The sequence below is a fragment of the Clostridium estertheticum subsp. estertheticum genome (genome assembly GCF_001877035.1).
Classification (GTDB): domain Bacteria; phylum Bacillota; class Clostridia; order Clostridiales; family Clostridiaceae; genus Clostridium_AD; species Clostridium_AD estertheticum.
Window position 1 is genome coordinate 1,087,253 of record NZ_CP015756.1, and the last position, 25,123, is coordinate 1,112,375.

The window sequence follows — 25,123 nt, forward strand, 5'->3', positions numbered from 1 at the left end:
TAGTTTTCACGTTAATTATTTAGCAAGATTCGTGAAATAATGTTTTGGTATGAAACCTTTTTTAATACCTTCTGTAACTAGTAAATATGTTGCAGTAGTATCAAATCTAGCATCATGAAAATTTGCAGCGTCTCCAAAATACTTGTTGCTTTTTAAGTTTATTTGATCTTCGTTTAAATCAAGAAATTTAATGGCTTCTGCTAATTTTGGATTTTTGTATCCTCCACGCGAAGTGAAGAGTTTACATATGTCTTTATAATACTTCATGGTACAAAATGTATGTTTAGGGTTTAGAGCATGTCCACAATTCTCAAGTTCGTGAGTTAAAAATTTTATATCAAAATTAACATTGTGCCCTATAAGAATATCTGCATTTATAAAATCTTCAATAAAACCTTCATAAGAATCTTCGAAAGTTTTGCCTTCGCTTAGTGCAAACAAAGTATCTACACTAAAACCATGTACATCCTCTGCAGATGGTTCTACATAATCTACAGTAAAAAATATATTTTTACCTATTGTTTTCGTAGGTTTATAGTCAGTATCAACGAGTATATAACTAAGCTGACATATATTGCCTGGTCTTATGCCAGTAGTTTCTGTATCAAAAAAAATCATTCTCATTAAATGAGCCCTCCCATATTTCTTTGTGGAATATAACAATAATGTTACATTAATTATAACATAGTTTTTACATCTTTATATATTGTAGAATATTGTATATACTAATTTTAGGATATTGTTTATGTAAATGTACATTTAAGTGAAAAAACAAAAGGACTGATTAAATTTAACTTTAATCAGTCCTCTTGTTTTAGATTATAGTGTTTGAAATCTTAATACTATTTTCTGTGTTCAACAAGATCAATTGCTCCAAGCACTATGTGAGCAAGTCCAAAGCCTACAACACCAGCTTCTATCATGGGAAGCATAGTTTTCTTCTTCATGTTATTCTTTGAAAATGATGCACCAGCAACGCTTACAACTGTACCTAAAATCGTTGGAATTAATCCTTCACGCATATTAAAAACCCTCCTTTTAATAACATATTAATATCTTTCACAAAAGAGAGAATGTTAATACAGTGAAATATATAGAATATAATATATATATTGTTATTTATGTATTCACTTGTTTTAGTTGCTATTTCTATTTTGTTTTTTATTAGTATATTTTTGTATGTTAGTATTAATAGGCAAATTAGAATTTTTAATGTTTTTATTTTTAGATGTATGTCCATTGTTTCTGATTTTATTTGAATTTTCATGTTTTGTACTAGATGATGAATTACTAGTTGAATTTTTGTTTTCGATTTTCATATCGTTGCTAATTTTATTATATTTTTTTATTGTAGGTTTGGTGTTATCTTTCAACGTATCTTTAATTTTAGATGGTTTATTTTCGCTTATATTTATATTTGATTGGTTATTTGTAATTTTTCTTTTATTTAAAGTTGAAGTATTTATTTTTTTATTATTAATTATTATATCAATGTTCTTAGTGTTGCTCGGAGATAGATTAATTTTAACATTTAAATTATTACTACCTATAGTATCTTCAAAGTTAGAAATATCTATAGAGATGGGTTTGGTACTTTTAATGTCAAGATTAACAACTTTTTTATCACTTACATATTTCTCGTTTATAAAGTTTTCAGTTTTAGCTTCTTTAACTAAAAGGCCGAGACCAACGTCAATAGATTTATTTTTTAACTTAATATTATTAAGTATTTGGGCACCATCAGAATTCAGTGGCTTAGAACTAATAATTTTATTCCATTTATTAGCGTCTATAGAAATAGAAGGGTTAATTCTAAGAATTATAGTTGAAACAGGGGTATAGTAGGAATGCGCATAGGCGCTAGAAACAATCATAAACATCAGTGATGCAACGCTTATAACATATTTATAAATAAATAAATTTTTATTGTATAATTTTCCTGTATAAATTTCACCTATATTAGGTAATCCTTTGCTAATTTTTATATATAAAAATTCTCCACTGGAAGTCATAATGCCAGCTTTTTTATTAATGATATTTATCACAATACCTGTTTTATTCATTTATGTCACCCTCTTTTATATCAAGATAGGATTTCAAATACACATATTCCGGGTTAGTAATTATTAGTATTAAAGAAATTATATATATACGCCATTTTTCTATTAACTTTCTGTTGGAGGCAGTTAGTATTATTATTTCCTTGGTTGGTAGTCTTTTCTTTGTCCTTAAATGCCTTAATATTGATTCTTCCCTAGATGATAAAAATGCAACATTTAATAAATTATTTCTTGTATCTTTGTGAGACGGGGATAAGTTAATTAGTGAATCAAAATTAATTTTATATTTTAATAATTCCTTAGAAAATAAGTTTATTTCATCAACTCTAAATTCATTCTCTATTTGAATCTCAAAATTAGTAATTGAATTTTTTTCATCTATATAATCTATATTAAATTCATTATTAGAAAACATTAGACTAGGGCATGTTGCATTTTTTCTAAAAAAATCTATTAAGGAATTTTTAATAATAATTTTACTAAAACCATAAAAATTTCCTTTTGTTTTATCATATTTGTCACAAGCTACATTAAAGGAAGTAAGTGCAATACTAAGTTCTTCATCATTTTCCCAGCTTAAATGTCTTTTGCATATCTTACTTGTAGTCGAATAAATAAAACCTTTGCTTTTTTCAATAAAATTATTACGATTTTCAATAAATAAATCATCTATATTAAAACTTTGTTCTTCATCTAACCCCGAGACTATTTTTTTGTTTTTATGAAAAAGAAGTTTTAAGTTCATTTGTGCACCCCTTATACTTTCTATACGTAAATATTATTAATTTTAAGAGGGTAAAGAAAAATAAACTGCAATTTAAGTAAAATAGAAAAACCCTCTAATAAATCATATCATGTAACGTATATAAAGTGAAATTTAAAATATAGGATAAAAATTAATGACTATTATTTATATAAGAATAATATGAGGAGGTATAAGCAGTAATAAAATACTTGTACATTTATAGACATATATGAACCAAAAGGTATAGTAATTAATACTATTGGGTAAAATAGTATTAGAGGTGAGTAAATATGCATGAATATGTAAGTATAACAAAAGCTGCTCAAATAATAGGTGTAACACCTAAAACTATGAGAGTATGGGACAATGAAGGTGTGCTTAAAAGTTATAAAACACCAAAAGGTCATAGAAGGTACTCTTTAGATGAAATTGAGTCATTAGCACTGGGAAGAGTATCTAATGTTGTTAATATAGATAATAAGGTTTATATATATTCAAGAGTTTCAACAAGAAAACAATGTGAAAGTGGTAATTTAGATAGACAAACACAAAGATTACAAAAATATTGTTTAGATAAAGATTATGAAGTTGTTGAAATCTATAACGAAGTTGCCTCTGGTCTTAATGATAAAAGACCCAAGCTAAGTAAAATGCTATCTAATTTGGAGGGCGTAAGTAAAATAATAGTTGAATATCCAGATAGATTAGCTAGATTTGGTTTAAATTATCTAATTTTAATGCTAAAAAACATAGGTATTACCGTGGAGTTTGTCGAAGATGCTGAAAGTAAATCTATAAATGAGGATATGACCAAAGATATTATAAGTATAATAACGTGTTTTTCTACTAAATTATATGGTGCTACAGGTGGAAGAAAAGTAAAAAAAACCTTAGATGAATTAGCCATGCCTAAATTAATAGAAAAGGCGGTGACTGTAATTGAAGGCGACTCTAAGATGTCTACTTTATAATCCAAGTAACGAAGACTTTGAGTTAATAAGTGACATGATGAATCATTTTTGCAAAGCTAAGCATTTTGCTTATAAGCGTCTTGAAGAAAATAGATTTACAGAAGGTTTTAAAATCCATGAATTGAGTAAAAGTGTTTCTGAAAACTACGGTTTAAATTCAAGGCAATCTAAAGATGCTGTGGAACAAGCTAGACAAACAATGATTTCCCAGGTACAGCTATTAAATTTAAGAATAACAGAATATGAAGGCAAAGTAGAAAAACTTCTTAAGAAATTTGATAAAGGAGTTAAGTTAGAACAAAGACATGGTCTAATAACTAAATTAAATAAAAGGCTTAGAAAGCTTTGTACTTATTTAACTCACAAAACAAATAATACGTTACCTTCAGTTATATTTGGAGGCAAAGAAAATTTCTACAACCGTTGCAAGGGTACAATATCTAAGGAAGACTATCAATTACGTAGAAATAATCAATTTGTTTCTCGTGGTGATAAAACTAAGAAAGGTAATCCTAATCTTAGAATTGTTATTAAAGATACAAATATTTATCTTGAAATAACAACACTTGAATCAACAAAAATGGATTCTCGGTTAAAATTTGACGGTAGCTTTACAAAATCAAAAATAACTTACAAAAAAATATTAACGCCAATATACATTCCACAAAAATTATCTAAAAAAACTGGCAAGATAAATGGATTTAACTATAAAGATAAACTACTTATGCAAGTAGTAAATGAAAATTCATATCAAGTTGAACTACTTCTTAGAGATGGAAAGATATATGCACATGTTACTTTTGAACTAGAAAAAACTGAAGTTACTAATACTTGCCATAATTTCATTATCGGAATTGATACTAATCCAGATGGTTTAGCATTAACTATGATAGATAACAAAGGCAATTATAAATGGCATTATTATTTAAAAAATACAGAACTTTTAACCGCAAGTAGTACCCGCAGAGTAAATCTATGCGGGGAACTAGCTAAATCAGTAGTTTGGGCATCAAAAACTTACGGATGTGGCATTGCTGTAGAGGATTTAGAGTTTATTAATGATAAGGATGTTCACTCAAAAATTGCAAGAAAAACATCACAGTTTTGTTATAGATTAATACTAACTATGATTGAATCAGCTTGTTATAAAAATGGTGTTGAATTTATTAAAGTTAAAGCACAATATACAAGTAAGATTGGTTTATATAAATATTGTCACCAGTATGGAATGGATGTTCATAACGGAGCGGCTATGGTTATAGCAAGGCGAAGTTATGGATTTAAAGAAAAAGTTCCGAAGCTATATAAGGGTTTCTTTAAGCCAATACCAATTATTAAAGATGGAAAATTAACTTATACTAATACGACTTATTCTAACGAATGGAGTAATTGGTCTAATGTTTCTGCGAGATTCAAAATGATACTTCAAAAGGATTGTTACCCAGGATTTGTTATTAAGAATCGTAAAGATATAAGAGATATGATACTTGCTTAATACAAGTAATAACTTAAAATAGAATATTGCATAAGTACACGTTGAGAAAGGCTTATGCAACCTACTATGCTGGGTTAACTGCCCCAATGGTGCTGAACTTTAGCTTTATGAAAACTAAAGGCACGTTGGCATTGCTGATGGTTCTTCGGAATCTAGGAGCTGAGCGAAAAACCTGTGAAAAGCTCGCATCTATTTTCTTACAACTAAACAAAATTTATTTGAAAGGATAAGGTGCTTAGATTATAAATAATCTGACATGTTCAGATTTGTTTAGATTTAATTAACCAGGAATTAACATGAAGAGAGTAAGTAATTTAGTTGCAGCTATAGTATTTACAATAATCATAAATACACAGGTGTTTGCAATAGGTGTTGAAAATTCTAATAGTACAAGTAATGAAATAAATATAAATGAGGTTGTAAATAAGGAAACAAAAATCATAACAGATAGCATTTTCTATTTTATTAATACGGGATTGTATAATCTAAAATTATTTTTAAACTTTGAGGATGTTAAGAAAACAGAAATAATTTTACAAATTGAAAATGAAAGATTAGCACAATGTGATGATATGACAGATAAAGAAAAATATAAATTGGCGAAAGATATGATTAAAGAATTAGAAAAGGGAAATAAGTTAGACGCCACAAGACAAGAATATCAATTAGTGAAAGTTAGTTTAGAGCAAGCGAAGAAATCTGGTGATGTGGTAGCAATAAGGGTGGCTGAAGAATTGTTAAAAGAAAAACAAAGTTTATATAAAGTTGCTATAGAAGAGAAGAAAAGTGTTAGTGTGCCAAACAAAGTAGAATAAAAATTATCTTCTAGGTAAAAATAAAGTATTGTAATAAAACGTTACAATACTTTATTTTAATTTTAGAGGAGGAAATGTTTATGAAGAAAACAAAATTACCAAAAGGACAACATGAAGAGCAAGTTGAATTAGTAAAAAATATGCTTGAGAGTGGAAGTGGTATTATCGAAGTTATGACATCAACAAGTCTAAATGAAGAGGAAGTTTTAAAAATCAATAATGACTTTAGAGGAGAAAAATAGTAAATAAGTTTTTTAAATAAAATAATATGTAATGAGGATAATAAATAAATTTAAGGAGGAAATATTATGGCTAAAAAGGGAATGAGTAGACCTATGTCACCAGAGGTTCAAAGTAAAGGTGATAAAAACAAAAAAATGAAGAGGAATGATGCGAAAAATGTTCCAGTAGTAGGTAAATAAAAAAAATATGAAATTAATTAAACACCAAACCTAGTATTACCAAGGTTTGGTGTTTCAAATTAAGTTTATTCGTATAATCCAAATCCAGTAATAACTAAAAGATCCCAATCAGTTTCTACATTTTTAACCCATTTGTATTCAATACAAAGTTCTTTTAACCAGGCATTTAGGCCATTACTTTTTTTTGATACATTTGGAGATTGTCTTCCAAAATTTTGTTTTATAACTTCAAGTAATTCTTGTTGCTCCTCTTGTCCCAGTTCCTTATCAAGTTGTTCTTCTATAAAGTCACAACACAGCTCATAACATTTCTTATCATCAACATACAAATCATCAGCGATTAACTGTCTTTTTTTATTCATGGTATTCTGAACAGCGTTAATTTCTTCTGAATTTGTTAAGTATTTCTTAGCTATGTTCATAGCAGAAATTTCATTATCTATCTTAATTATTGCTCTTTCCAATTTTGCATTTCTCATTTTAATCTTCTCACTTTACAGTTTTTATTTAGTCATAATTTATATCATCTTAAAATTTTGTTAATAAAAATTAAATCTATTCCTTAGGATGACTACATCCCCGTTTCTAGGGATGACTACTGACAATAAATTAATTATATCATAAATTGACTATGTTCGGAAAGAACGTTAACCAATTTTAGATTCTAATTCTTTTAATAAGGTAATATAGGTATCCTGAAGATTATTTTTTTTAGCTTCTTTTTCTACCTCAAGGCAGGCAAGGTCAATTTCGTTTAGTTGCTCTTTGTTTAACTTTCTTTGTGCAAAAGTATAAATGGTGGTATCTTCTTTTTCTATATGCCTATAAAGAAGGTCAGTGTATCCTATAGCATTTGCGATTATATCTACTCTAGAATCATTATCTCCACCCTTAAATTTAATTAAAGCTGTTTCTAGATTTCCTATAAAAAGTCTGCCTAAATCATGTTCAACAAGCATACCCATAATTGGACCATTAGCTATTCGCTCTCCTAAAACGTCACCCATTTTTTTAAAGAGAATAACCTCTTCTTTATTATGATGATGTTTATCTGCAAAATTACGTACAAAATCAATAACTTTATTAAAATCATTATAATCAACTTCTTCATTGTTAAGCACCTTAATAGAGATTTTCCTTGTTACAGTGAGCATCCTCTTTATAAGTTTATGTTCTTCAATCATTAAATCTATAGCATTCATATTTATACCTCCTAGAGAATTTATTTTATGGATTATTTAAGTATTTATACTTTATCTTAAACAAAATGTGTCATTATATACATATTTACAAATTAGCAATTCTTATTAATTAAAATATATCATATGAATATGTCTAGGTAAACTACAATTGTTACGGAATATATAAATGGAAATTTATCTTTATATGGTGTAAAATTAGATTATTATAGCAAATTTATAGAAAAAAAAGTAAGGTATTAGTATTAGATGAGGAGTGTCTGTATGAACATTAGAAAAGAATATTTAGAAAGTGTAAAAAGAATTGTGGTTAAGGTAGGAACCTCAACATTGACTCATTCTACTGGATTATTAAATTACAAACATATTGAAAGTCTTATAAGACAACTCGCGGATGTTCATAATAAAGGAATTGAGGTAGTTCTTGTAACTTCTGGTGCCATAGGAGCTGGCATGGGAAAATTAGGTCTTGCAAAAAGACCGGAAACAATACCAGAAAAGCAGGCAGCGGCAGCTGTTGGTCAAGGTATATTAATACACATGTATGAAAAGTTTTTTTCAGAGTATGGAAAAACCACGGCACAAATTCTTTTGACAAAAGAGGATTTTGGGGATAAAGCGAGACATTTAAATGCTCATAATACATTTTTGATGTTATTATCACAAGGGGTAATTCCCGTAGTAAATGAAAATGATGCTGTAATCGTTGATGAAATAATGGTTGGAGATAATGATACTCTGTCGGCTATGGTTACAAATCTAATAGGGGCAGAATTACTTATAATACTTTCTGATATTGATGGATTATACGATTCAAACCCTAGGGTAAATCCTGATGCGAAAATAATATATAATGTACAAAATATTACTGATGAAATTAAGCAGTCAGCACAGGGAGCAGGAACGGAGCTTGGAACTGGTGGTATGGCAACTAAGATTAATGCAGCAGAAATTGTAGTAGATGGAAATGCTGCTATGATTATAGCAGAAGGCTCCACACCTAATGTTATTACTGACATCTTAGAAGGAATTGAAATAGGTACATTATTTAAAGGAAAGGCTAGGAATAAAAATACAATGTAAAACGGATTAATAAATTGAAGTTAGTGACTGTTATTAGATACATAAGGACAAAAGGAGGGTATGAATGGATTTTGATAACTACATTATAAATATAGGTAGAAATGCAAAAGCTGCGTCTAGGATTATGGTTACTGTTAGTACCACTATGAAAAATAATGCACTTTTGCATATGGCTGAATCTTTAATTGATAACAAAGAAACTATAATAAAAGCTAATAATAAGGATATGGAATCTGGGAAAAAAAATAATTTATCTACTGCGATGCTTGATAGATTAATGATTAATCAGGAGAGAATTGAAAAGATGGCTGAAGGACTTAGAAATGTATCAACTTTGCCAGATCCAATAGGTGAGGGAGTGAAAAGGTGGAAACGACCAAATGATTTAGATATTTCAATGGTGAGAGTTCCACTTGGTGTTATAGGCATGATTTATGAGTCAAGACCAAATGTTACTGTAGATGCAGCAGCTTTATGTATAAAAGCAGGAAACTCAATAATACTAAGAGGCGGGTCAGAAGCTATAAATACTAATATGGCTTTAGCTAAGGTTATTATTAAAGCAACCACGACAGTAGGACTTCCATATGGGTGTATTCAACTTATTGAGATGGTGGATAGGGAATTAGTAAATAAATTAGTAAAACTTAATGATTATGTAGATGTAATTATTCCAAGAGGTGGGAAGGGACTTAAAAAGGCTATTATAGCAAATGCAACAGTACCAGTAATTGAAACAGGATCAGGTATATGCCATATATATGTAGATTCAGATGCTGATTTAAAAATGGCTGAAGAAATAATAGTTAATGCTAAAACTCAAAGGCCAGGGGTATGTAATGCAGTAGAGACAGTACTAGTTCATAAAGATATTGCAAGAGAGTTTTTACCAAAACTATCAAAGAGACTTTGTGGATTAGGTGTAGAAATAAGAATATGTGAAAAGGGCCTGGAAATTATAGAAGATTCAAAGGTTGCGGTTGAGGAAGATTGGGCTACTGAATATTTAGATTTAATACTTTCAATTAAGGTTGTCTCGACAATAGAAGATGCAATAGATCATATTTTTAAATATGGAACAAAACATTCAGAGGCTATAATAACTAATAATTATACGAACTCTCAGAAATTTTTAAGGGAAGTTGATGCTTCTTGTGTTTATGTGAATGCTTCTACAAGATTTACAGATGGTGCAGAATTTGGATTTGGAGCAGAGATAGGAATTAGCAATCAGAAACTTCATGCTAGAGGGCCAATGGGACTTGAACAACTTACAACTACAAAGTATCTTATATATGGAGATGGTCAAGTTAGAAAATAATGTTATAAGATAAGTATAGATAATTATTTATGCTTATCTTATTTTTGATTATTTTAAAAATTATGGTTTAAAAATTTTAAGAAGGAGCTGTTATTATGCCTATAGGAAGACTAGGAAGATTAATAAAAACTAAAGGATATATATATATAATTTTAGGTATATTATGTGAAATATATTATATAGGGACAATAATATTTGGTGGGATAGTAACTTTTGCATGGTTTTATCTAGGGGTTGGAATAGTATTAATAACACTAGGATTAAAAGAGAAAAAAAATAAGAAGAAGTATATGTTAATAAGACCAGGCAAGATTAAAAATATGGTGAAAATATGTTTTTTACTTGCATTAGTATCTGTTGTAATTATAGAAGGTTTAATAATTCAATCAGCTGTATCAAAACATAAGGAAAAAAGTGATTATCTTATGATTTTAGGTGCAGGTATTAGAGGTGAAGTTCCATCGACGGCACTTTTTCAAAGACTTTATGCAAGTCTTAAATATATTGAAATTAATCCTAATGTTAAAATAGTAGTCTCAGGTGGTAGAGGTTCCGGTGAGAGCATTACTGAAGCGGAAGCTATGAAAAGATTTTTAATGAAACATGGAGTCTCAGAAAATAATATTATAAAAGAAGAAAGATCAACAAACACTTTTGAAAATATGAAGTTCACAACGCAGATCTTGAAAAAATTAGATAAAAAAGAAAATATAGAAGTAACTGTTGTAACAAATAATTTTCATATGTTCAGAGCTAAGTTTTTAGCGCAAAGACAAGGATTAAAGGTATATGGTTATCCTGCACCGCTTCACCCGATGCTAGTTCCTACTTGCTTTGCAAGGGAATATTTAGCAGTGATAAATTCATTTATATTTGATAAATGATAATATATTAGAATAGAGAAGATACGTTCTTATAGAATTTGATAAAGAAAATAATATACGAATATACGTATAATTATGCAGTTAAATATACATAATAATCGATTTATCAACTAATGTTTTTTATGATATCTTCTGTAAATGGCTTAATACAAAGAATTAAAACTTTGATAAATTATTATGGCAGTCTATTGACATATGCATTTAAATACAATATAATGTATATAAATAGTAAGCGGTTTATTCTATTAATTCAGGAGGTAATATAAATGTCAAATATGCAATTATTTCAATCAAAAACAGAATTAGTAGGTTTTATATCAGAATATCTCATCAAACATGATGATACTATAGCGATAATAAAAAAAGACTTAAGAAAAGATGTAATTAAATCATTATTAATAAGTGAGGATTTTAATACATTTAAAGACCTTTCCGGAATAGACGAAAATGTACTATTTTTAATTAAGACTGGTGATAAAAAAGGTAAAAATTTAAGCATTAAGATTTGTGATGCACATAATCAACAAACCAAAGCTTTCAAAATGATTGACATAGATAATATATTACTTGTAGATGGTTTAATTACTGATGATGAGGCTGGAAGTATTACTTATTATAAAGAAATTACTAAAATGAGATTACAATAAAAAAGCCTATGTTTGCTTAAATATGTAAATGATATAGTAGAGAACATTAAAATAGTAAAAATTCCAGGATAACCTTGGGGTTGATACTATTTTATTTTTTTTGAGAATATTTTTATTCATAGATGATGTATAACAATTAATAATTCTAAATATGAAAGATAAAAGTGAACAATAGTTGAAAAAATATACGTAAATGCAGTAATATATAATTAAGTAGGATATAATAGTCTTATACCAATATTCATAAAAAAGGTAGACTAGCATTCTGGCTAGTTGTTTTTTAAAATATTCAAAAATAAATTTAAAGGTAAACAGTGGGGTTGTTAGATATGTCAGAAAAAAGGATTTTTAATGAGGGAATTGAAACTAAAGAGAAAATTGATATTAAAGAAAAAATAGAAAGTAAAATTAGGAAACCTAGTAATTATATGGTAGTTATTCACAATGATGATTATACAAGTATGGAATTTGTTGTGCAGGTTCTAGTTGGAGTTTTTAAAAAACAGGTTGTGGAAGCCACAAGAATTATGTTTGATGTCCATAAGAAAGGTAGTGGCGTCGCTGGAATATATAGCCATGATGTAGGCTTAACAAAAATTGATCAAACTATGGAAATGTGTGAAGAAAGTGGATTTCCACTGAAATTAACATTAGAAGAGGAGTAATTATGCAATTAGATGATATAGTAAATGAAATTATTACCGCAGCTTTTAATGAAGCTCAAATGTCAAATCATGAGTACTTTACCCCTGAACATATTCTTTATGCTTCTTTGTTTTTCGAAGAGGGTATAGAAATAATAGAAAATAGTGGCGGTAATGTTAAAAGGCTTAAGAACCAAATTAAAAAATTTTTAAAAGAAAATATAGAGGTTGTAGAAGACACAGAACCTATACAAACAGTTGGGATACAAACAATTTTATCAAGCGCTGCAGATCATGTTATGTTATCTGGCAAAGCGTTAGTAAAGATAGGTGATGTTATTGTTGCTATGTATGATGATGAGGAAAGTTTTGCTTCTTATTTTTTAAGACAACAGCAAATGAAAAGGCGAGATCTTCTTAATTATATAGCGCATGGTATATCTGTAGTGGATACGCTTGATTTTTCATCTAGTATAGATAGTGAAAGAGAAGATCAAGTGAGTTTCACTGAAGACGAAGAAGAAATAGAATATACTTATGACGAGGATATGGATAATCCAAATCTAAAAGGAGATTTTTTAAGTAATTTTACGGAAGAGTTAACGGAAAAAGCAAAAAAAGGAGAAATGGATCCGCTTATTGGGAGACAAGATATTCTTTTTAGAACACTTCAGGTATTATGTAGAAGGCTTAAAAACAATCCAGTTCATGTAGGGGAACCTGGAGTAGGTAAAACTGCCATCACTCAGGGACTTGCACAATTAATTGTTGAAAATAAAGTACCTAAGGTATTGCAAGGAAGTAAGATATATTATTTGGATATGGGAGCTCTAATTGCAGGTACAAAGTATAGAGGTGATTTTGAGGAACGTATTAAAAAAGTCCTAAACGAAATTAGTAAAGAAGAGAAACCTATAGTATATATTGATGAAATCCATACTATAGTTGGTGCAGGTGCAGTTTCTGGAGGGTCTATGGATGCTTCAAATATTTTAAAACCATTTCTTGCGGATGGCAAGGTAAGGTTTATTGGATCAACTACTTATGATGAGTATAAAAAGCATTTTGAAAAGGATAGCGCATTAGCTAGAAGATTTCAAAAGATTGAAGTTCCAGAACCATCAATTGATGATACTGTAAGTATTCTTATGGGACTTAAAGATAAATATGAAATTTACCATAATGTTACATACAAAGATGAGGCTTTAAAAACAGCAGTAGAATTATCTAGTAAATATATTAAGGAGAGGTTTCTACCAGATAAAGCTATAGATATTATGGATGAGGCAGGTGCTTATGCAAGGCTTTATGCTGGTGATAATGATAATATTGTTATAACGGTAGGTGCAGTGGAGAAAATAGTAGCTACTATTGCAAAAATTCCAGAGCAAAGTGTATCCAGGAATGAAGTAGATACATTGAAAAATTTGGATCTTAATTTGAAGAAACAGGTTTTTGGACAAAGCGATGCTATCGACACTTTAGTAAAGGCTATAAAGAGATCTCGCGCCGGTTTTAATGAAGAAGATAAACCAATAGCATCTCTTCTTTTTGTAGGCCCTACAGGAGTGGGAAAGACTGAAATAAGTAAACAATTAGCTAAGAGTTTAGATATACCGCTTATTAGATTTGATATGAGTGAATATCAAGAAAAGCATACTGTAGCAAGGCTTATTGGTTCACCGCCAGGATACGTAGGGTATGAAGAGGGTGGGATGTTAATTGAGGCCATAAAAAAGAAGCCTTATTGCGTTTTACTTTTAGATGAGATTGAAAAAGCTCACCCTGATATTTTTAATGTGCTTTTGCAGGTTATGGATTATGCAACACTTACAGATAACACTGGTAAAAAGGCAGATTTCAGAAATGTAATTTTAATAATGACTTCAAATGCAGGAGCTAGAGAATCTAGTAAACATATAGTTGGATTTGGAGAAAGAGTGGGAGCTGGCGGGGCAATTATTAAAGAGGTTCAGCGAGTATTTTCTCCGGAGTTTAGAAATAGATTGGACAATGTAATTGAATTTAATAAAATAGATAAGGTTATGGCTCTTCAAATTGCAAAGAAGGCAATGAAGTTGTTTGAAGAGAAACTTTTAACTAAAAATATAAAATTAAAGGTAACTGATGCCTTATATGCTTGGTTAAGCAAAAAGGGATTTTCAGAGGATTATGGTGCAAGGGAAATTAACAGAGTTGTTCAACAAGAAATTAAAACTTATTTTGTTGATGAGGTGCTCTTTGGAGAACTTAGTACAGGTGGTAGTGCAATAGTTGACATTGTGGATGATAAACTTACAATAACAAAAGATAATTCCGATAAGATAAGTAAAAAGAGAAAAGTGAAAAGGGACAAATAAAAAATCAAATAAAAAGATGTTGCTAACAAAACGGCAACATCTTTTTATTTGATTTTTTCTGTTTTTGAAAATTGATTACTTAATATAATAATATCTACGGTTCTATTTTTAGCTTTTCCAATTTCGGTCGTATTAGTAGCCACTGGTCGATTCTCTCCATATGCTACTGCTGATATCTTTTTAGGAGAAATTCCTGCTTTTGAAATAAGTAGCTCAGTAACATTAGTTGCGCGAATTGCTGAAAGCTGCCAATTAGATTTAAATTCATTATTGCTCATTGGAGTACTGTCTGTGTGTCCTTCAATTCTTACGTAATTATTAACATGATTTAATATTTTACCTATGCTGATTAGCTTTTTAGCTGAATCTTCTTTAACACCTGCTGTACCAACATCGAAGAGCAATGAAGTTTTAAGACTTACTTCAAGCCCTCTCTCATCGATTTTAGTAGAAACGCTACTTGCTAAGCCATTTTGTTTCAAATATGTATCAACATTTTTTTTGATGCTTTCCATGTTGTTTTCTTCTGCTGTCTTACTATTTGCAGCGTTTGTAGTAGTTTCGGGCGGATCAACTACAGTGACTGTTGAATTTGTAACACTTGTAGCAGTATCACTACCAATAATAGAAGCACCACCACCACTAATAGCTACATTAAGTGATTTGGCTAGTTGTTTGTATTTAGTAGTGTCGGCATTGCTTGATGCATACAGAACAACAAAGAATATCATAAGTAATGTTATTAAGTCTAAATAAGTTAACATCCACCTTTCAGCATTGGGTTCCTTTTCTTCCCGCTTTTTCATTATGCTGCGCCTCCATTATTCTTTTCATTATCTTTATCATTAAATTGTTTTATTTGTTTTTTATCTAGGAATCCCTTTAATTTTTCTGCTAATATATTAGGGTTTGCACCTTCTTGCATTAAAAGAACAGCTTCTATTATTAATTGTTTTTCTTTAATTTCTTCATTATTTAAATCTTTTAGTTTTGCACCCATAGGAAGCCACAATAAGTTTGCAGAACCAACACCATACAGTGTAGCTATGAATGCTGAGGCAATTTTTTCGCCGAGTACTGCAGGGTCAGCAAGATTACTTAAAACCATAACTAGTCCCATTACTGTACCTATAATACCCATAGTTGGTGCAAATCCACCTGCAGCTTCAAAAATAGCAGCACCATCTTTATGTCTATCATAAGTTGATTCAAGTTCGAATTCTAATATAGTCTTTACCATCTGAGGGTCTACTCCATCTACTACTAGTTGCAAACCTTTTTTTATGAAAGGATCTAACTCATCGGTTATTTCTCCTTCAATACTAAGTAAGCCTTCTTTCCTAGTTTTAAAAGATAATTGTTTAAAGTATGTTACTATTTCTACCAAGTCCTTATCTTTGGCTGTAAATATTAGTTTTATCATTGCTGGAACATTCTTTAATTTTTTAAAAGAAAATCCAAGTCCTACAGCACCAATGGTACCGCCCAATACTATTATAGCAGCACTTTTACTTGCAAGCATAACAGGGCTTCCATCTTCCAGCATGAAGCCACCTAACATGGAGCCAAAACTTATTATCATAAATATAATTGAAAAAATGTTCATAAAAACCTCCTATTTTGCAGCTTACATCATAATATATTTATTATAATAAGATGTAAACACAGTTTAATATTTTAGAAATAAAATAACATCATATAATAATCTTCGGACAAAGTTATTTTTTATTTAGCCTTTTAACCAAATTTATTCAATTTATAGTAATTTATTGTTTAATTTGAGTTAAAACATAAAAAAAACTTCAAAAGGAGTATAAATCTCCTTCTGAAGTCAATAATATTGTAGATTTTAAAGTCGGATACTTGAAAATATTAGCTTAGGTTTGTTTTTGCTAATGCTATTTTTTTGGAATAACCTCTGTCCAGTAGCCATCTGGGTCCATAATAAAATATATCCCCATAGGTTTATTTTCATAACATATGCAGCCCATTTTTTTATGATATGCGTAAGCTTCATCATAATTATCAGCAACTACTGCAAGATGAAACTCATTTTCACCTAAGTTATATGGCTCTGTTCTATCTTTCATACAAGTAAGTTCTAATTTATGTTGCGTTGTTTCATCACCTAAAAACACAAGAGTAAAACTATCATCTGATGGATGATGGCGCCTAGTTTCTACAAATCCTAAGGCCTCTTTATAAAATTCTACACTTTTTTCTAAGTCTAAAACATTTATATTATTATGGTCAAAAGAAAACTTCATTTAATATAACCACCTTTTTAATAAAATTTAATATATCATATATACTATATCTTTATTATAAACTTACTATGAATTTTATTCATAGGATTTTTTAAATAATAAATATATTATTTGATATTTTATTTACTTGAAACCTAAGTTTGTATATAATTTTAGTATGATTATAATTAAACTAAAATATTGTTAATGTAGGGAGCGATAATTTATGAAAAAAGCAAAAATATACTATATATACCATAGTGGGTTTGTTGTTAAGACTGAAAATCATTTTCTGATATTTGATTATTATAAAGAACCTATAGAAAATCAGAACAGAGTTTTGCTATCACCTGAAAATATCAAAGAAATGAAAAATGTTTATGTATTTTCATCCCATAGTCATGCAGATCATTATAATCCTAAAATTTTAGAATGGGAAAAATATAATGATAATATACAATATATACTTAGTGATGATATAAAAACTGATAAAGATAAGTCAAATTATAATTTTATGGGGGAAGGTGACGAAAAAGTATTCCAGGATATTTATGTAAAAGCTTATGGTTCTACGGATATTGGAATATCTTTCTTAGTAAAAGTAGATGGATTAACTATTTTCCATGCTGGAGATCTAAATTGGTGGCACTGGAAAGAAGATAGTTTAGACGAACAAACACTTGCGGAGTCATTATTTAAGGCTCATATAGAAAAAATAAAAGAAGAAAAACCTATAGATATAGCTTTTTTTCCAGTAGATCCGAGACTTTGCGGGGATTATTATATAGGGGGAGAATATTTTGCGAAAAATATTCAGCCAAGGGTACTTATACCAATGCATTTCGGAGATGATGTGGATATTACTAAGCAGTTTGTAAATCGAATGAATAAGATAAATATAAAAGCTGCTCTAATAAATTATCCAGGTCAGGAGATAATATATTAAAAGGATTTATGTATTTGGATAAAGTATAAATTGGAAAGTAGGATAATTAGGATGAGAAGAGAAACAAAAAATGAGAATGTTTTAAATTATGTATACATTATGATTGGAGCCACAATACTTGCAGCAGGTATAAATATGTTTTTTGCTAATTTAAAATTAGTAACTGGTGGGGTATCAGGTCTTGCTATTGTTATAGAGTATTTATCTATTAAGAATTATGGGGTAGACATTCCTTTATGGTTTACTAATATTGTGATAAATATACCGTTACTTGCTATTGCTATAAAACTTAAGGGAAGAGCATTTGTTGGTAAATCTATGTTTGCTGCAGCATATCTGTCTTTTGCATTGTTTTATACAAGCTTTATTCCAGTACCAAAGGTTGATCTGTTGATAGCTAGTATATTTGGTGGTGTATTTGTTGGTATAGGCTTAGGCTTTGTATTAAGAGCATCTGCAAGTACTGGCGGAACAGATCTTGCTGCAAATATTATAAAGGTTTATTTGAAAAACGTTCCAATTGCCAAAATCATATTAGTAATTGATTCAACTATAATATTATTAGGTGCTTTTGTATTTGGAATTGAAAAGGCTATGTATGCATTAATATCAACATACATAGTGTCTAAAGTAATAGACAGTATACTTGAAGGGATAAATTTTTCGAAAGCGGTATTTATTATTTCGGATTATTCAAATGAAATAGCAGAAATACTAATGAAAGATTTAAATAGAGGTGTTACAGGAATACATGCTAAAGGTATGTATTCAAAGGGGGAAAAGCAGGTATTGTTTGTAGTAGTTGGTAAAGATGAAATAGTACCCCTTCAAAAAATGGTTAAGGAAATAGATACCAAAGCATTTATTACTATTGCAGATGTGAGAGAAGTTCTAGGAGAAGGATTTTCGGAGTAAGAGGTAATAAGTTATCATTATACTAATATTTTTAAAATGTTTTAAAGTTGAAAATTAGGTAACATTTCCAAAGTATATTTCGAAGTCTTCATGCACAGACTAGATTTAGAAAGGAAGTGTATATATATGAACGATAGATTAAATAGTAAACCAATTACATTTGATCACCCAGAAAAACTTACAGAGGGAGTTTCTTTAGTAGAAGGAGATGTTACAGCAAAAAGCTTTATTAACGAAGTTGATGGACATGTAACATCCAACATTGTTATTGAAAATAAGGCTACTGGAGAAATAGCTAAGAGAGATGCAGTTATTGGTGAAATAGTTGAAGATGAGGATGAAGTAGACTCAGGCGAAATCGAAAGAGACGATATATAATATTAAATTTTAAACCTTATCCTATAAAGTAGACAATGGAAGTTTACTTTATAGGATATTTATATATATTAATCAGTTATAATAAGGATTTGACATTTATTATTAAAAACATTATAATTTAATTGTATATATAAAGTAATTAATGAATATACTAGTGTTTATAAGTTAAATGTAAAGACTAAGACGAGAAGAGTAGATATAAAAGGTAGTTTTAGCGATTTGGTGATGGTGAGAGACCAATACGAAATTTATATTGAAAAACATCTTTGAGTTTCTAACCGAAATCAGTAGAGAGTAGGCTTAGACGGGTCCAATCCGTTAATAGTTGGGTAGTATCAAATTATAATTCGAAACATTGAATACATAATTTTGTACTAATTAGAGTGGTCATAGTTTATGACAAATTGGGTGGTATCGCGAAATTATAGTTTTTCGTCCCTTTATTATTATGGGAAGAAAGGCTTTTTTTATTATGTACAAAAGCATTAAATTATAAGGAGGGCAATTTTATGGAAAAATTGTTAGTGAAACAAATTTACAGAGGCAGTGAAAAATATGCAGATCAAGTAGTATCTATCTCAGGATGGATAAGAACTTTAAGGGCTTCTAAAGCATTTGGGTTTATAGAAGTAAATGATGGAAGTTTCTTTAAGAATATTCAAGTAGTTTTTGAAGAAAAGTTGGATAATTTTGTAGAGATATCTAAATTACCTATAAGTTCATCACTTACCATTGAAGGAACATTAGTTGTAACGCCAGATGCTAAACAACCATTTGAGCTTAAAGCTACTAAAATAATAGTTGAAGGAATGTCAGATACCGATTATCCACTTCAAAAGAAAAGACATTCTTTTGAGTATTTGAGAACTATTGCACATTTAAGACCAAGAAGTAATGCGTTTTCTGCAGTGTTCAGAGTACGTTCATTAACTGCTTTTGCTATTCATGAGTTTTTTCAAAAAAGAGGGTTTGTATATACTCATACACCAATAATTACAGGTAGTGATTGCGAGGGTGCAGGTGAAATGTTCAGAATTTCTACCCTTGATTTTAGTAATATTCCAATGGATAAAAACAAAAAGGTTGATTATTCACAAGACTTTTTTGGCAAGGAGACTAGCTTAACTGTAAGTGGTCAGTTAGCAGCAGAGTCTTTTGCTTTAGCTTTTAGAAATGTCTATACATTTGGACCAACATTTAGAGCTGAGAATTCTAACACAGGAAGACATGCAGCTGAGTTTTGGATGATAGAGCCTGAAATAGCTTTTGCAGATTTAAATGATGACATGAAACTTGCAGAAGACATGATGAAATACATAATAAAATATGTTATGGAAAATGCACCAGAGGAAATGGAATTTTTCAACAGTTTCGTAGATAAAGGTTTAATTGAAAGATTAAATGGTGTTGTAAATTCAGAATTTGGTCAGGTTACATATACTAAAGCTGTAGATATTTTAATGAAATCAGGGAAAGAATTTCAGTATCCAGTAACTTGGGGCTGTGATCTTCAAACTGAGCATGAAAGATATTTAACAGAAGAGGTATACAAAAAACCACTATTTGTAACTGATTATCCAAAAGAAATAAAATCATTTTATATGAGAGTAAATGAGGATGGTAAGACAGTAGCCGCAATGGACTTACTTGTACCAGGGATAGGTGAAATTATAGGTGGAAGCCAAAGAGAAGAAAGACAAGATATTCTAGAAGCTAGAATGGAAGAATGTGGTCTTAATAAAGAAGATTACTGGTGGTATCTAGAACTAAGAAAATACGGCGGAACTAAGCATGCTGGATTTGGACTAGGATTTGAAAGAGCTATTATGTATATTACAGGTATGAGTAACATAAGAGATGTTATTCCATTCCCAAGAACAACTGGATCTGCTGAATTTTAATCTAAGAAATAACATAATAAAATATAAATGTAAGTACAATATTAATCTCTTAGCCCTTAAGCTGAGAGATTTTTTTTAAAATGTGTTATTATTCTGATATCTAAATATTATAATTTAAATAAGGGGTGAATAAATCATGAAAACAATTATTAAAGAATATATACTGATAACTATCGGAATAGCACTCGTAGCCTTAGGGCTTTACTTTTTCTTAATACCAAATGATTTAGCAGTAGGGGGTGTTAGTGGCCTTGCTATGGTTATAAATCAGTATATGCCAGGTCTTACTATCGGGGCTTTAATGTTTGTATTAAATGTTGTCTTATTTGTTGTAGGATTTATGTTCATAGGGTCAAGTTTCGGAGTAAGGACAATGTATGCTAGTTTCGGATTATCTGGTATGATATGGGTATTAGAAAAACTTTTTCCTATGAGTGGTAGTATAACAAATGACATATTTCTAGAATTGATATTTGGTATATTAATTGGAGCCGTAGGGATGGGTATGGTGTTTAATCAAAATTCATCCACAGGAGGAACTGACATAATAGCTAAAATGCTTAATAAGTATTTTCACTTAGAGATAGGTAAATCTCTGCTTATAGCAGACCTTTTCATAACGATACTTGCAGGTGTAGCATTTGGTCCTAGAATAGGGATGTATGCCTTACTAGGAGTTATTATTAATGGATATACCGTTGATGCAGTTATTGCTGGAATTAATAATTGTAAAAAGGTAGAAGTGGTTAGTTCAAAAGGGGAAGAGATAAAAAGGTTTATAATTGAAGATTTAAATAGAGGGGCAACACTTTACATGGCTAAGGGAGCTTATACTAATGATGAAAAAGAAATTATAACTACTGTTTTAGGTAAAAAGCAGTTTATAAAATTAAAAAATCATATAAAAGAAATTGATAAAATGGCTTTTATAATCACATATAATGTACATGAAACGGTTGGAGAAGGTTTTAAAGATATAGATGAATGAAAAAATGAAAAAAACAATCTATTGACGAAAGCCAATAGATTGTTTTTAAATATGTTCTAATTAAGCTTCAACTGGTGCTCCTGTAGGACAAACACCTGCACAAGCTCCACAATCGATGCAAGTATCAGCATCAATAACAAATTGTGAATCTCCTTGGCTTATAGCGTTAACTGGACATTCAGGTTCACAAGCTCCACAGCTTACACATGCGTCAGTAATTTTATATGACATAATAACGACCTCCTTTTTTTACTAATTCACTACATAGTATCATAATTGGACTAATAAATAAAGCGTTTTTTAAAAATAGAGTATATTGTTAAAAAATTAACAAATAATAACCATAGAGATTAATCTATGGTAAATTAGTGAGGACGATTATTTATCATATAAATTTAAAGGGGAAAGTATTAAATGAACTGAATTAAATAATAGTTACAGCTAAAAACTAAATTTAACACAGTTCATTTAACACTTATGGTAGTTAGTAACTTTTAGCTGTATCTATATTAATGATGAGCTCATCCATGTAGCTGTGAGTTAATAACTATTGATAATATTATGTGTAGGATTTCACCTAAGTATTCAATATAAAATAAAAAAAATTATAAATTTGTTTTGTAGCTAAAACTTGCACGTGTTATTGAACACAGGATTGATATTAAGAAAGTATTTTTTTATATTTTAAGGGGGAGACACCTGTTATTGATTTAAATGCTCTCCCAAAGTGGGTGATACTACGATAACCGACTTTTTCGGATATATTGGTAATATTTAGCTCCGTGGAGAACAATAATTTTTCGGCTGCTTTTATTCGAATAGTGTTAACGTACTGGTTTAAATTTAAACCAGTTACCTTTTTAAAAGTTCTGCTTAAATAGTAGGTGCTAATAAAGAAGCGCTTTGATAAAAATTCTAAAGTTAAATTTTCTCCATAATTTTTATTAATGTATGTAATGATTTCAGATATCCTTTTATGAGTAAGATTTGTTGTTTCAATGTGATAACTAGGTGCATTTTTTAATAATCTTTCAACTAAGATTAAAAACTCTGTAAGCATCATTTTTAAAAAAATTGAAGAACTATCAACTTGATGTGTATCTTCATAAAGCATTTTAGATAATAAACTTTCGATAGATTTCTGTTCGTCAGTTTTTAGCCTTAAGACATTAGCATTTCCATGAAAACATGAAAGTAGATCGTAATTTTTTGCTTCAACTAATATATTATTCAAATATGATTTTTTAAATGTTATTAAAATCCTTTGATGATATGGAGCCCCGGCATCAAAAGTTTTATGAATCTCATTTTTTTCAACAAATACTAGATCTCCTTTTTTTATATCATAGACCTTATCTTTTATAAAATAATGTCGCTTACCATCTAATAAATAATAGATCTCATAGTCATCATGGTAGTGATTCGTTTTCATACTTATATTTCCAACTTGTTTTATTTTGGTTATTTCAAAGGCTTTTTCAATTCTATCATGATCTTTAATATTTTCGTTCATAGCATCACCTAATAAAATTATAGTGCTTACTAATTATTATTACAACAAGATTTGTAGAAAATTAATTTTTAGAGCAAGTTTTGTGCTGAAAGCTATCAATTGTTGCTCTATAATGCAATTATAAAGATATTAAAAAGAGAATAGTTATAGGGAGGAATTACTTATGATTTTAAATGAAAATAAAGTTAAAAATGTTAATGTAGCTTATATTGGGGGTGGTTCTAGAGGCTGGGCATGGGGTCTTATGAGTGATTTGGCTTCACAAGAAGAACTTTCAGGTACAGTATATTTATACGACATTGATTATGAAGCAGCTAAGTGTAATGAAATTATCGGCAATTCGATTAAAGGTCAAAATTATTCTAAAAGTAATTGGAACTATAAAGTAGTTAAATCATTAAAAGAGGCTTTGAAAGATGCTGATTTCGTTATTATATCTATTCTACCAGGAACTTTCGATGAGATGGAATCAGATGTGCATGCTCCTGAAAAATATGGGATATACCAATCTGTAGGGGATAGCGTTGGACCTGGTGGTCAATTTAGGGCTCATAGAACAATACCAATGTATGTTGAAATTGCAGAGAATTTAAAAAAGTTTTGTCCTGATGCATGGGTAATAAATTATACTAATCCCATGTCACTATGTGTTAGAACTTTATATGAGGTATTTCCTGAAATCAAGGCCTTTGGGTGTTGTCATGAGGTATTTTCAACTCAGAACCTTTTAATCAATGCATTAAGTGATATAATGGGCGTTAAAGAAGCAAAAAGATCAGAAATTAAAATTAATGTGCTTGGTATAAATCATTTTACATGGATTAATGAAGCTTATTACAAAGATATAAACTTATTCGAAGTCTATTCAAAATTTGTCAATAAAAACTATGAAAACGGTTTTGTTGGAAATGAGGGGGGGCATTGGATGAATGATACATTTAAATCAGCTGAAAGAGTTAAATTTGATCTATTTTTAAGATATGGAATTATTGCTGCAGCTGGTGATAGACATCTTGCTGAGTTCCTTCCAGGAAATTGGTACTTAAAGGACCCAAAGACTGTTGAAAATTGGAAATTCGGATTAACAACCGTAAAATTCAGAAAAAGCCAACTCAAAGAGAGATTAGAAAGAAGTGAAAGACTAGTTTCTGGCTCTGAAAAATTTGAGTTAAAGGAAACAGGGGAAGAGGGTGTTAATATAATTAAGGCACTTCTTGGAATCAGGAACCTCGTAACTAATGTTAACATGCCAAACTATGGTCAAGTAATTGGATTACCAATAGGCGCTATTGTAGAAACAAATGCTGTTTTTACAAAAAACAGTATTAAACCTGTAATGGCAGGAAAATTACCAAGTAATGTGTTAGGGCTTGTGCATAGAGTGGTTATGAACCAAGAAACAATACTCACAGCGACTTTAGCTAAAGATAAGAAATTAGCTTTTGCTGCATTTGTAAATGATCCTCTTTTAGTCAATATCTCATTAAAAGATGCGCAGGTTCTTTTTAATGAAATGTTTGATAATACAAAAAAATATCTTAATGGATGGAATTAAAATTTAATAATGAACAATTGGCCTGAGTTAGTGAT

General features: G+C 29.6%; 27 protein-coding genes and 1 other annotated feature. Of the genes, 16 read left to right on the forward strand and 11 right to left on the reverse strand.

What is annotated here, in order from left to right; all coding sequences use genetic code 11:
- Positions 1–15 precede the first annotated feature (15 nt).
- The 4 genes from A7L45_RS05175 to A7L45_RS05190 all read right to left on the reverse strand — a co-directional run bounded on the left by A7L45_RS05175 (position 16) and on the right by A7L45_RS05190 (position 2,805).
- Positions 16–624 carry a 3'-5' exonuclease gene (locus A7L45_RS05175; protein ID WP_071611778.1) on the reverse strand — a complete coding sequence of 203 codons (609 nt, stop codon included), beginning with the start codon at positions 622–624 and terminating at the stop codon, positions 16–18.
- A gap of 218 nt (positions 625–842) precedes the next feature.
- Entirely contained in the window at positions 843–1,022 is a 180-nt protein-coding gene (locus A7L45_RS05180; RefSeq protein ID WP_071611779.1) for an asparagine synthase, read from the reverse strand.
- Positions 1,023–1,136: 114 nt separating this feature from the next.
- On the reverse strand, positions 1,137–2,063 hold the full coding sequence (locus A7L45_RS05185; RefSeq protein WP_071611780.1) for an anti-sigma-I factor RsgI family protein: 927 nt from the start codon (positions 2,061–2,063) through the stop codon (positions 1,137–1,139).
- Complete coding sequence (locus tag A7L45_RS05190; protein ID WP_084647359.1) at positions 2,056–2,805, reverse strand: sigma factor; 750 nt, start codon at positions 2,803–2,805, stop codon at positions 2,056–2,058. Before A7L45_RS05190 ends, A7L45_RS05185 begins: the two co-directional genes overlap by 8 nt.
- Before the next feature lie 290 nt (positions 2,806–3,095).
- On the opposite strand from A7L45_RS05190, the gene A7L45_RS05195 reads away from it, so the two are divergent.
- The 4 genes from A7L45_RS05195 to A7L45_RS23115 all read left to right on the forward strand — a co-directional run bounded on the left by A7L45_RS05195 (position 3,096) and on the right by A7L45_RS23115 (position 6,328).
- Complete coding sequence (locus A7L45_RS05195) at positions 3,096–3,776, forward strand: IS607 family transposase (protein WP_071611781.1); 681 nt, start codon at positions 3,096–3,098, stop codon at positions 3,774–3,776.
- A complete protein-coding gene (locus A7L45_RS05200; RefSeq protein WP_071611782.1) occupies positions 3,745–5,271 on the forward strand; it encodes an IS200/IS605 family element transposase accessory protein TnpB in 1,527 nt (508 codons plus the stop codon). The genes A7L45_RS05195 and A7L45_RS05200 overlap by 32 nt, the downstream gene beginning before the upstream one ends.
- A gap of 296 nt (positions 5,272–5,567) precedes the next feature.
- Complete coding sequence (locus tag A7L45_RS05205; protein WP_071611783.1) at positions 5,568–6,086, forward strand: DUF5667 domain-containing protein; 519 nt, start codon at positions 5,568–5,570, stop codon at positions 6,084–6,086.
- Between the two features lie 80 nt (positions 6,087–6,166).
- Entirely contained in the window at positions 6,167–6,328 is a 162-nt protein-coding gene (locus A7L45_RS23115; protein ID WP_169829567.1) for a hypothetical protein, read from the forward strand.
- 245 nt (positions 6,329–6,573) lie between these two features.
- Here A7L45_RS23115 and A7L45_RS05210 read toward each other — a convergent pair whose 3' ends face one another.
- On the reverse strand, positions 6,574–6,987 hold the full coding sequence (locus A7L45_RS05210) for a hypothetical protein (protein WP_071611784.1): 414 nt from the start codon (positions 6,985–6,987) through the stop codon (positions 6,574–6,576).
- Between the two features lie 168 nt (positions 6,988–7,155).
- Positions 7,156–7,710, reverse strand: coding sequence for a hemerythrin domain-containing protein (locus A7L45_RS05215; RefSeq protein WP_071611785.1), 555 nt, complete (start codon positions 7,708–7,710; stop codon positions 7,156–7,158).
- A gap of 261 nt (positions 7,711–7,971) precedes the next feature.
- Between A7L45_RS05215 and proB the strand changes: the two genes are divergently transcribed.
- The 6 genes from proB (at position 7,972) to clpA (ending at position 14,646) form a co-directional block, all read left to right on the forward strand.
- On the forward strand, positions 7,972–8,790 hold the full coding sequence (proB, locus tag A7L45_RS05220) for a glutamate 5-kinase (RefSeq protein WP_071611786.1): 819 nt from the start codon (positions 7,972–7,974) through the stop codon (positions 8,788–8,790).
- Positions 8,791–8,854: 64 nt separating this feature from the next.
- Positions 8,855–10,111, forward strand: a complete 1,257-nt coding sequence (locus tag A7L45_RS05225) for a glutamate-5-semialdehyde dehydrogenase (protein ID WP_071611787.1) — start codon at positions 8,855–8,857, stop codon at positions 10,109–10,111.
- A 95-nt stretch (positions 10,112–10,206) separates the two neighbouring features.
- Entirely contained in the window at positions 10,207–10,995 is a 789-nt protein-coding gene (locus A7L45_RS05230) for a YdcF family protein (RefSeq protein ID WP_071611788.1), read from the forward strand.
- Between the two features lie 266 nt (positions 10,996–11,261).
- Positions 11,262–11,642 carry a hypothetical protein gene (locus A7L45_RS05235; RefSeq protein ID WP_071611789.1) on the forward strand — a complete coding sequence of 127 codons (381 nt, stop codon included), beginning with the start codon at positions 11,262–11,264 and terminating at the stop codon, positions 11,640–11,642.
- Positions 11,643–11,971: 329 nt separating this feature from the next.
- Positions 11,972–12,307, forward strand: a complete 336-nt coding sequence (locus A7L45_RS05240; protein WP_071611790.1) for an ATP-dependent Clp protease adaptor ClpS — start codon at positions 11,972–11,974, stop codon at positions 12,305–12,307.
- A 2-nt stretch (positions 12,308–12,309) separates the two neighbouring features.
- Positions 12,310–14,646, forward strand: coding sequence for an ATP-dependent Clp protease ATP-binding subunit ClpA (gene clpA, locus A7L45_RS05245; protein ID WP_071611791.1), 2,337 nt, complete (start codon positions 12,310–12,312; stop codon positions 14,644–14,646).
- 44 nt (positions 14,647–14,690) lie between these two features.
- Here clpA and A7L45_RS05250 read toward each other — a convergent pair whose 3' ends face one another.
- From A7L45_RS05250 to A7L45_RS05260, 3 genes are all read right to left on the reverse strand, one after another.
- Positions 14,691–15,452: an OmpA/MotB family protein gene (locus A7L45_RS05250; RefSeq protein WP_071611792.1), complete on the reverse strand. Its 762-nt coding sequence runs from the start codon at positions 15,450–15,452 to the stop codon at positions 14,691–14,693.
- On the reverse strand, positions 15,452–16,252 hold the full coding sequence (locus tag A7L45_RS05255; protein ID WP_071611793.1) for a flagellar motor protein: 801 nt from the start codon (positions 16,250–16,252) through the stop codon (positions 15,452–15,454). Before A7L45_RS05255 ends, A7L45_RS05250 begins: the two co-directional genes overlap by 1 nt.
- Before the next feature lie 292 nt (positions 16,253–16,544).
- Positions 16,545–16,913 carry a VOC family protein gene (locus A7L45_RS05260; RefSeq protein WP_071611794.1) on the reverse strand — a complete coding sequence of 123 codons (369 nt, stop codon included), beginning with the start codon at positions 16,911–16,913 and terminating at the stop codon, positions 16,545–16,547.
- A gap of 205 nt (positions 16,914–17,118) precedes the next feature.
- On the opposite strand from A7L45_RS05260, the gene A7L45_RS05265 reads away from it, so the two are divergent.
- From A7L45_RS05265 to A7L45_RS05285, 5 genes are all read left to right on the forward strand, one after another.
- A complete protein-coding gene (locus A7L45_RS05265; RefSeq protein WP_071611795.1) occupies positions 17,119–17,838 on the forward strand; it encodes an MBL fold metallo-hydrolase in 720 nt (239 codons plus the stop codon).
- Positions 17,839–17,889: 51 nt separating this feature from the next.
- Positions 17,890–18,753 (forward strand): YitT family protein, encoded by an 864-nt coding sequence (locus A7L45_RS05270; protein ID WP_071611796.1) that lies wholly within the window; start codon positions 17,890–17,892, stop codon positions 18,751–18,753.
- Positions 18,754–18,879: 126 nt separating this feature from the next.
- Positions 18,880–19,131 carry a hypothetical protein gene (locus tag A7L45_RS05275; RefSeq protein ID WP_071611797.1) on the forward strand — a complete coding sequence of 84 codons (252 nt, stop codon included), beginning with the start codon at positions 18,880–18,882 and terminating at the stop codon, positions 19,129–19,131.
- Between the two features lie 171 nt (positions 19,132–19,302).
- Positions 19,303–19,574: a binding site (T-box leader), on the forward strand.
- Positions 19,575–19,640: 66 nt separating this feature from the next.
- Positions 19,641–21,032: an asparagine--tRNA ligase gene (gene asnS / locus A7L45_RS05280; RefSeq protein WP_071611798.1), complete on the forward strand. Its 1,392-nt coding sequence runs from the start codon at positions 19,641–19,643 to the stop codon at positions 21,030–21,032.
- 136 nt (positions 21,033–21,168) lie between these two features.
- The gene (locus tag A7L45_RS05285) at positions 21,169–22,020 is read left to right on the forward strand and encodes a YitT family protein (RefSeq protein ID WP_071611799.1); all 852 of its coding nucleotides are present in this window, start codon (positions 21,169–21,171) and stop codon (positions 22,018–22,020) included.
- Positions 22,021–22,080: 60 nt separating this feature from the next.
- Here the strand turns inward: A7L45_RS05285 and A7L45_RS05290 are convergent, their stop codons facing one another.
- Positions 22,081–22,251 carry a DUF362 domain-containing protein gene (locus A7L45_RS05290; protein ID WP_071611800.1) on the reverse strand — a complete coding sequence of 57 codons (171 nt, stop codon included), beginning with the start codon at positions 22,249–22,251 and terminating at the stop codon, positions 22,081–22,083.
- Between the two features lie 430 nt (positions 22,252–22,681).
- The gene (locus A7L45_RS05295) at positions 22,682–23,533 is read right to left on the reverse strand and encodes an AraC family transcriptional regulator (RefSeq protein ID WP_071611801.1); all 852 of its coding nucleotides are present in this window, start codon (positions 23,531–23,533) and stop codon (positions 22,682–22,684) included.
- 163 nt (positions 23,534–23,696) lie between these two features.
- On the opposite strand from A7L45_RS05295, the gene A7L45_RS05300 reads away from it, so the two are divergent.
- The gene (locus A7L45_RS05300; protein WP_071611802.1) at positions 23,697–25,088 is read left to right on the forward strand and encodes a family 4 glycosyl hydrolase; all 1,392 of its coding nucleotides are present in this window, start codon (positions 23,697–23,699) and stop codon (positions 25,086–25,088) included.
- Positions 25,089–25,123: the final 35 nt, after the last annotated feature.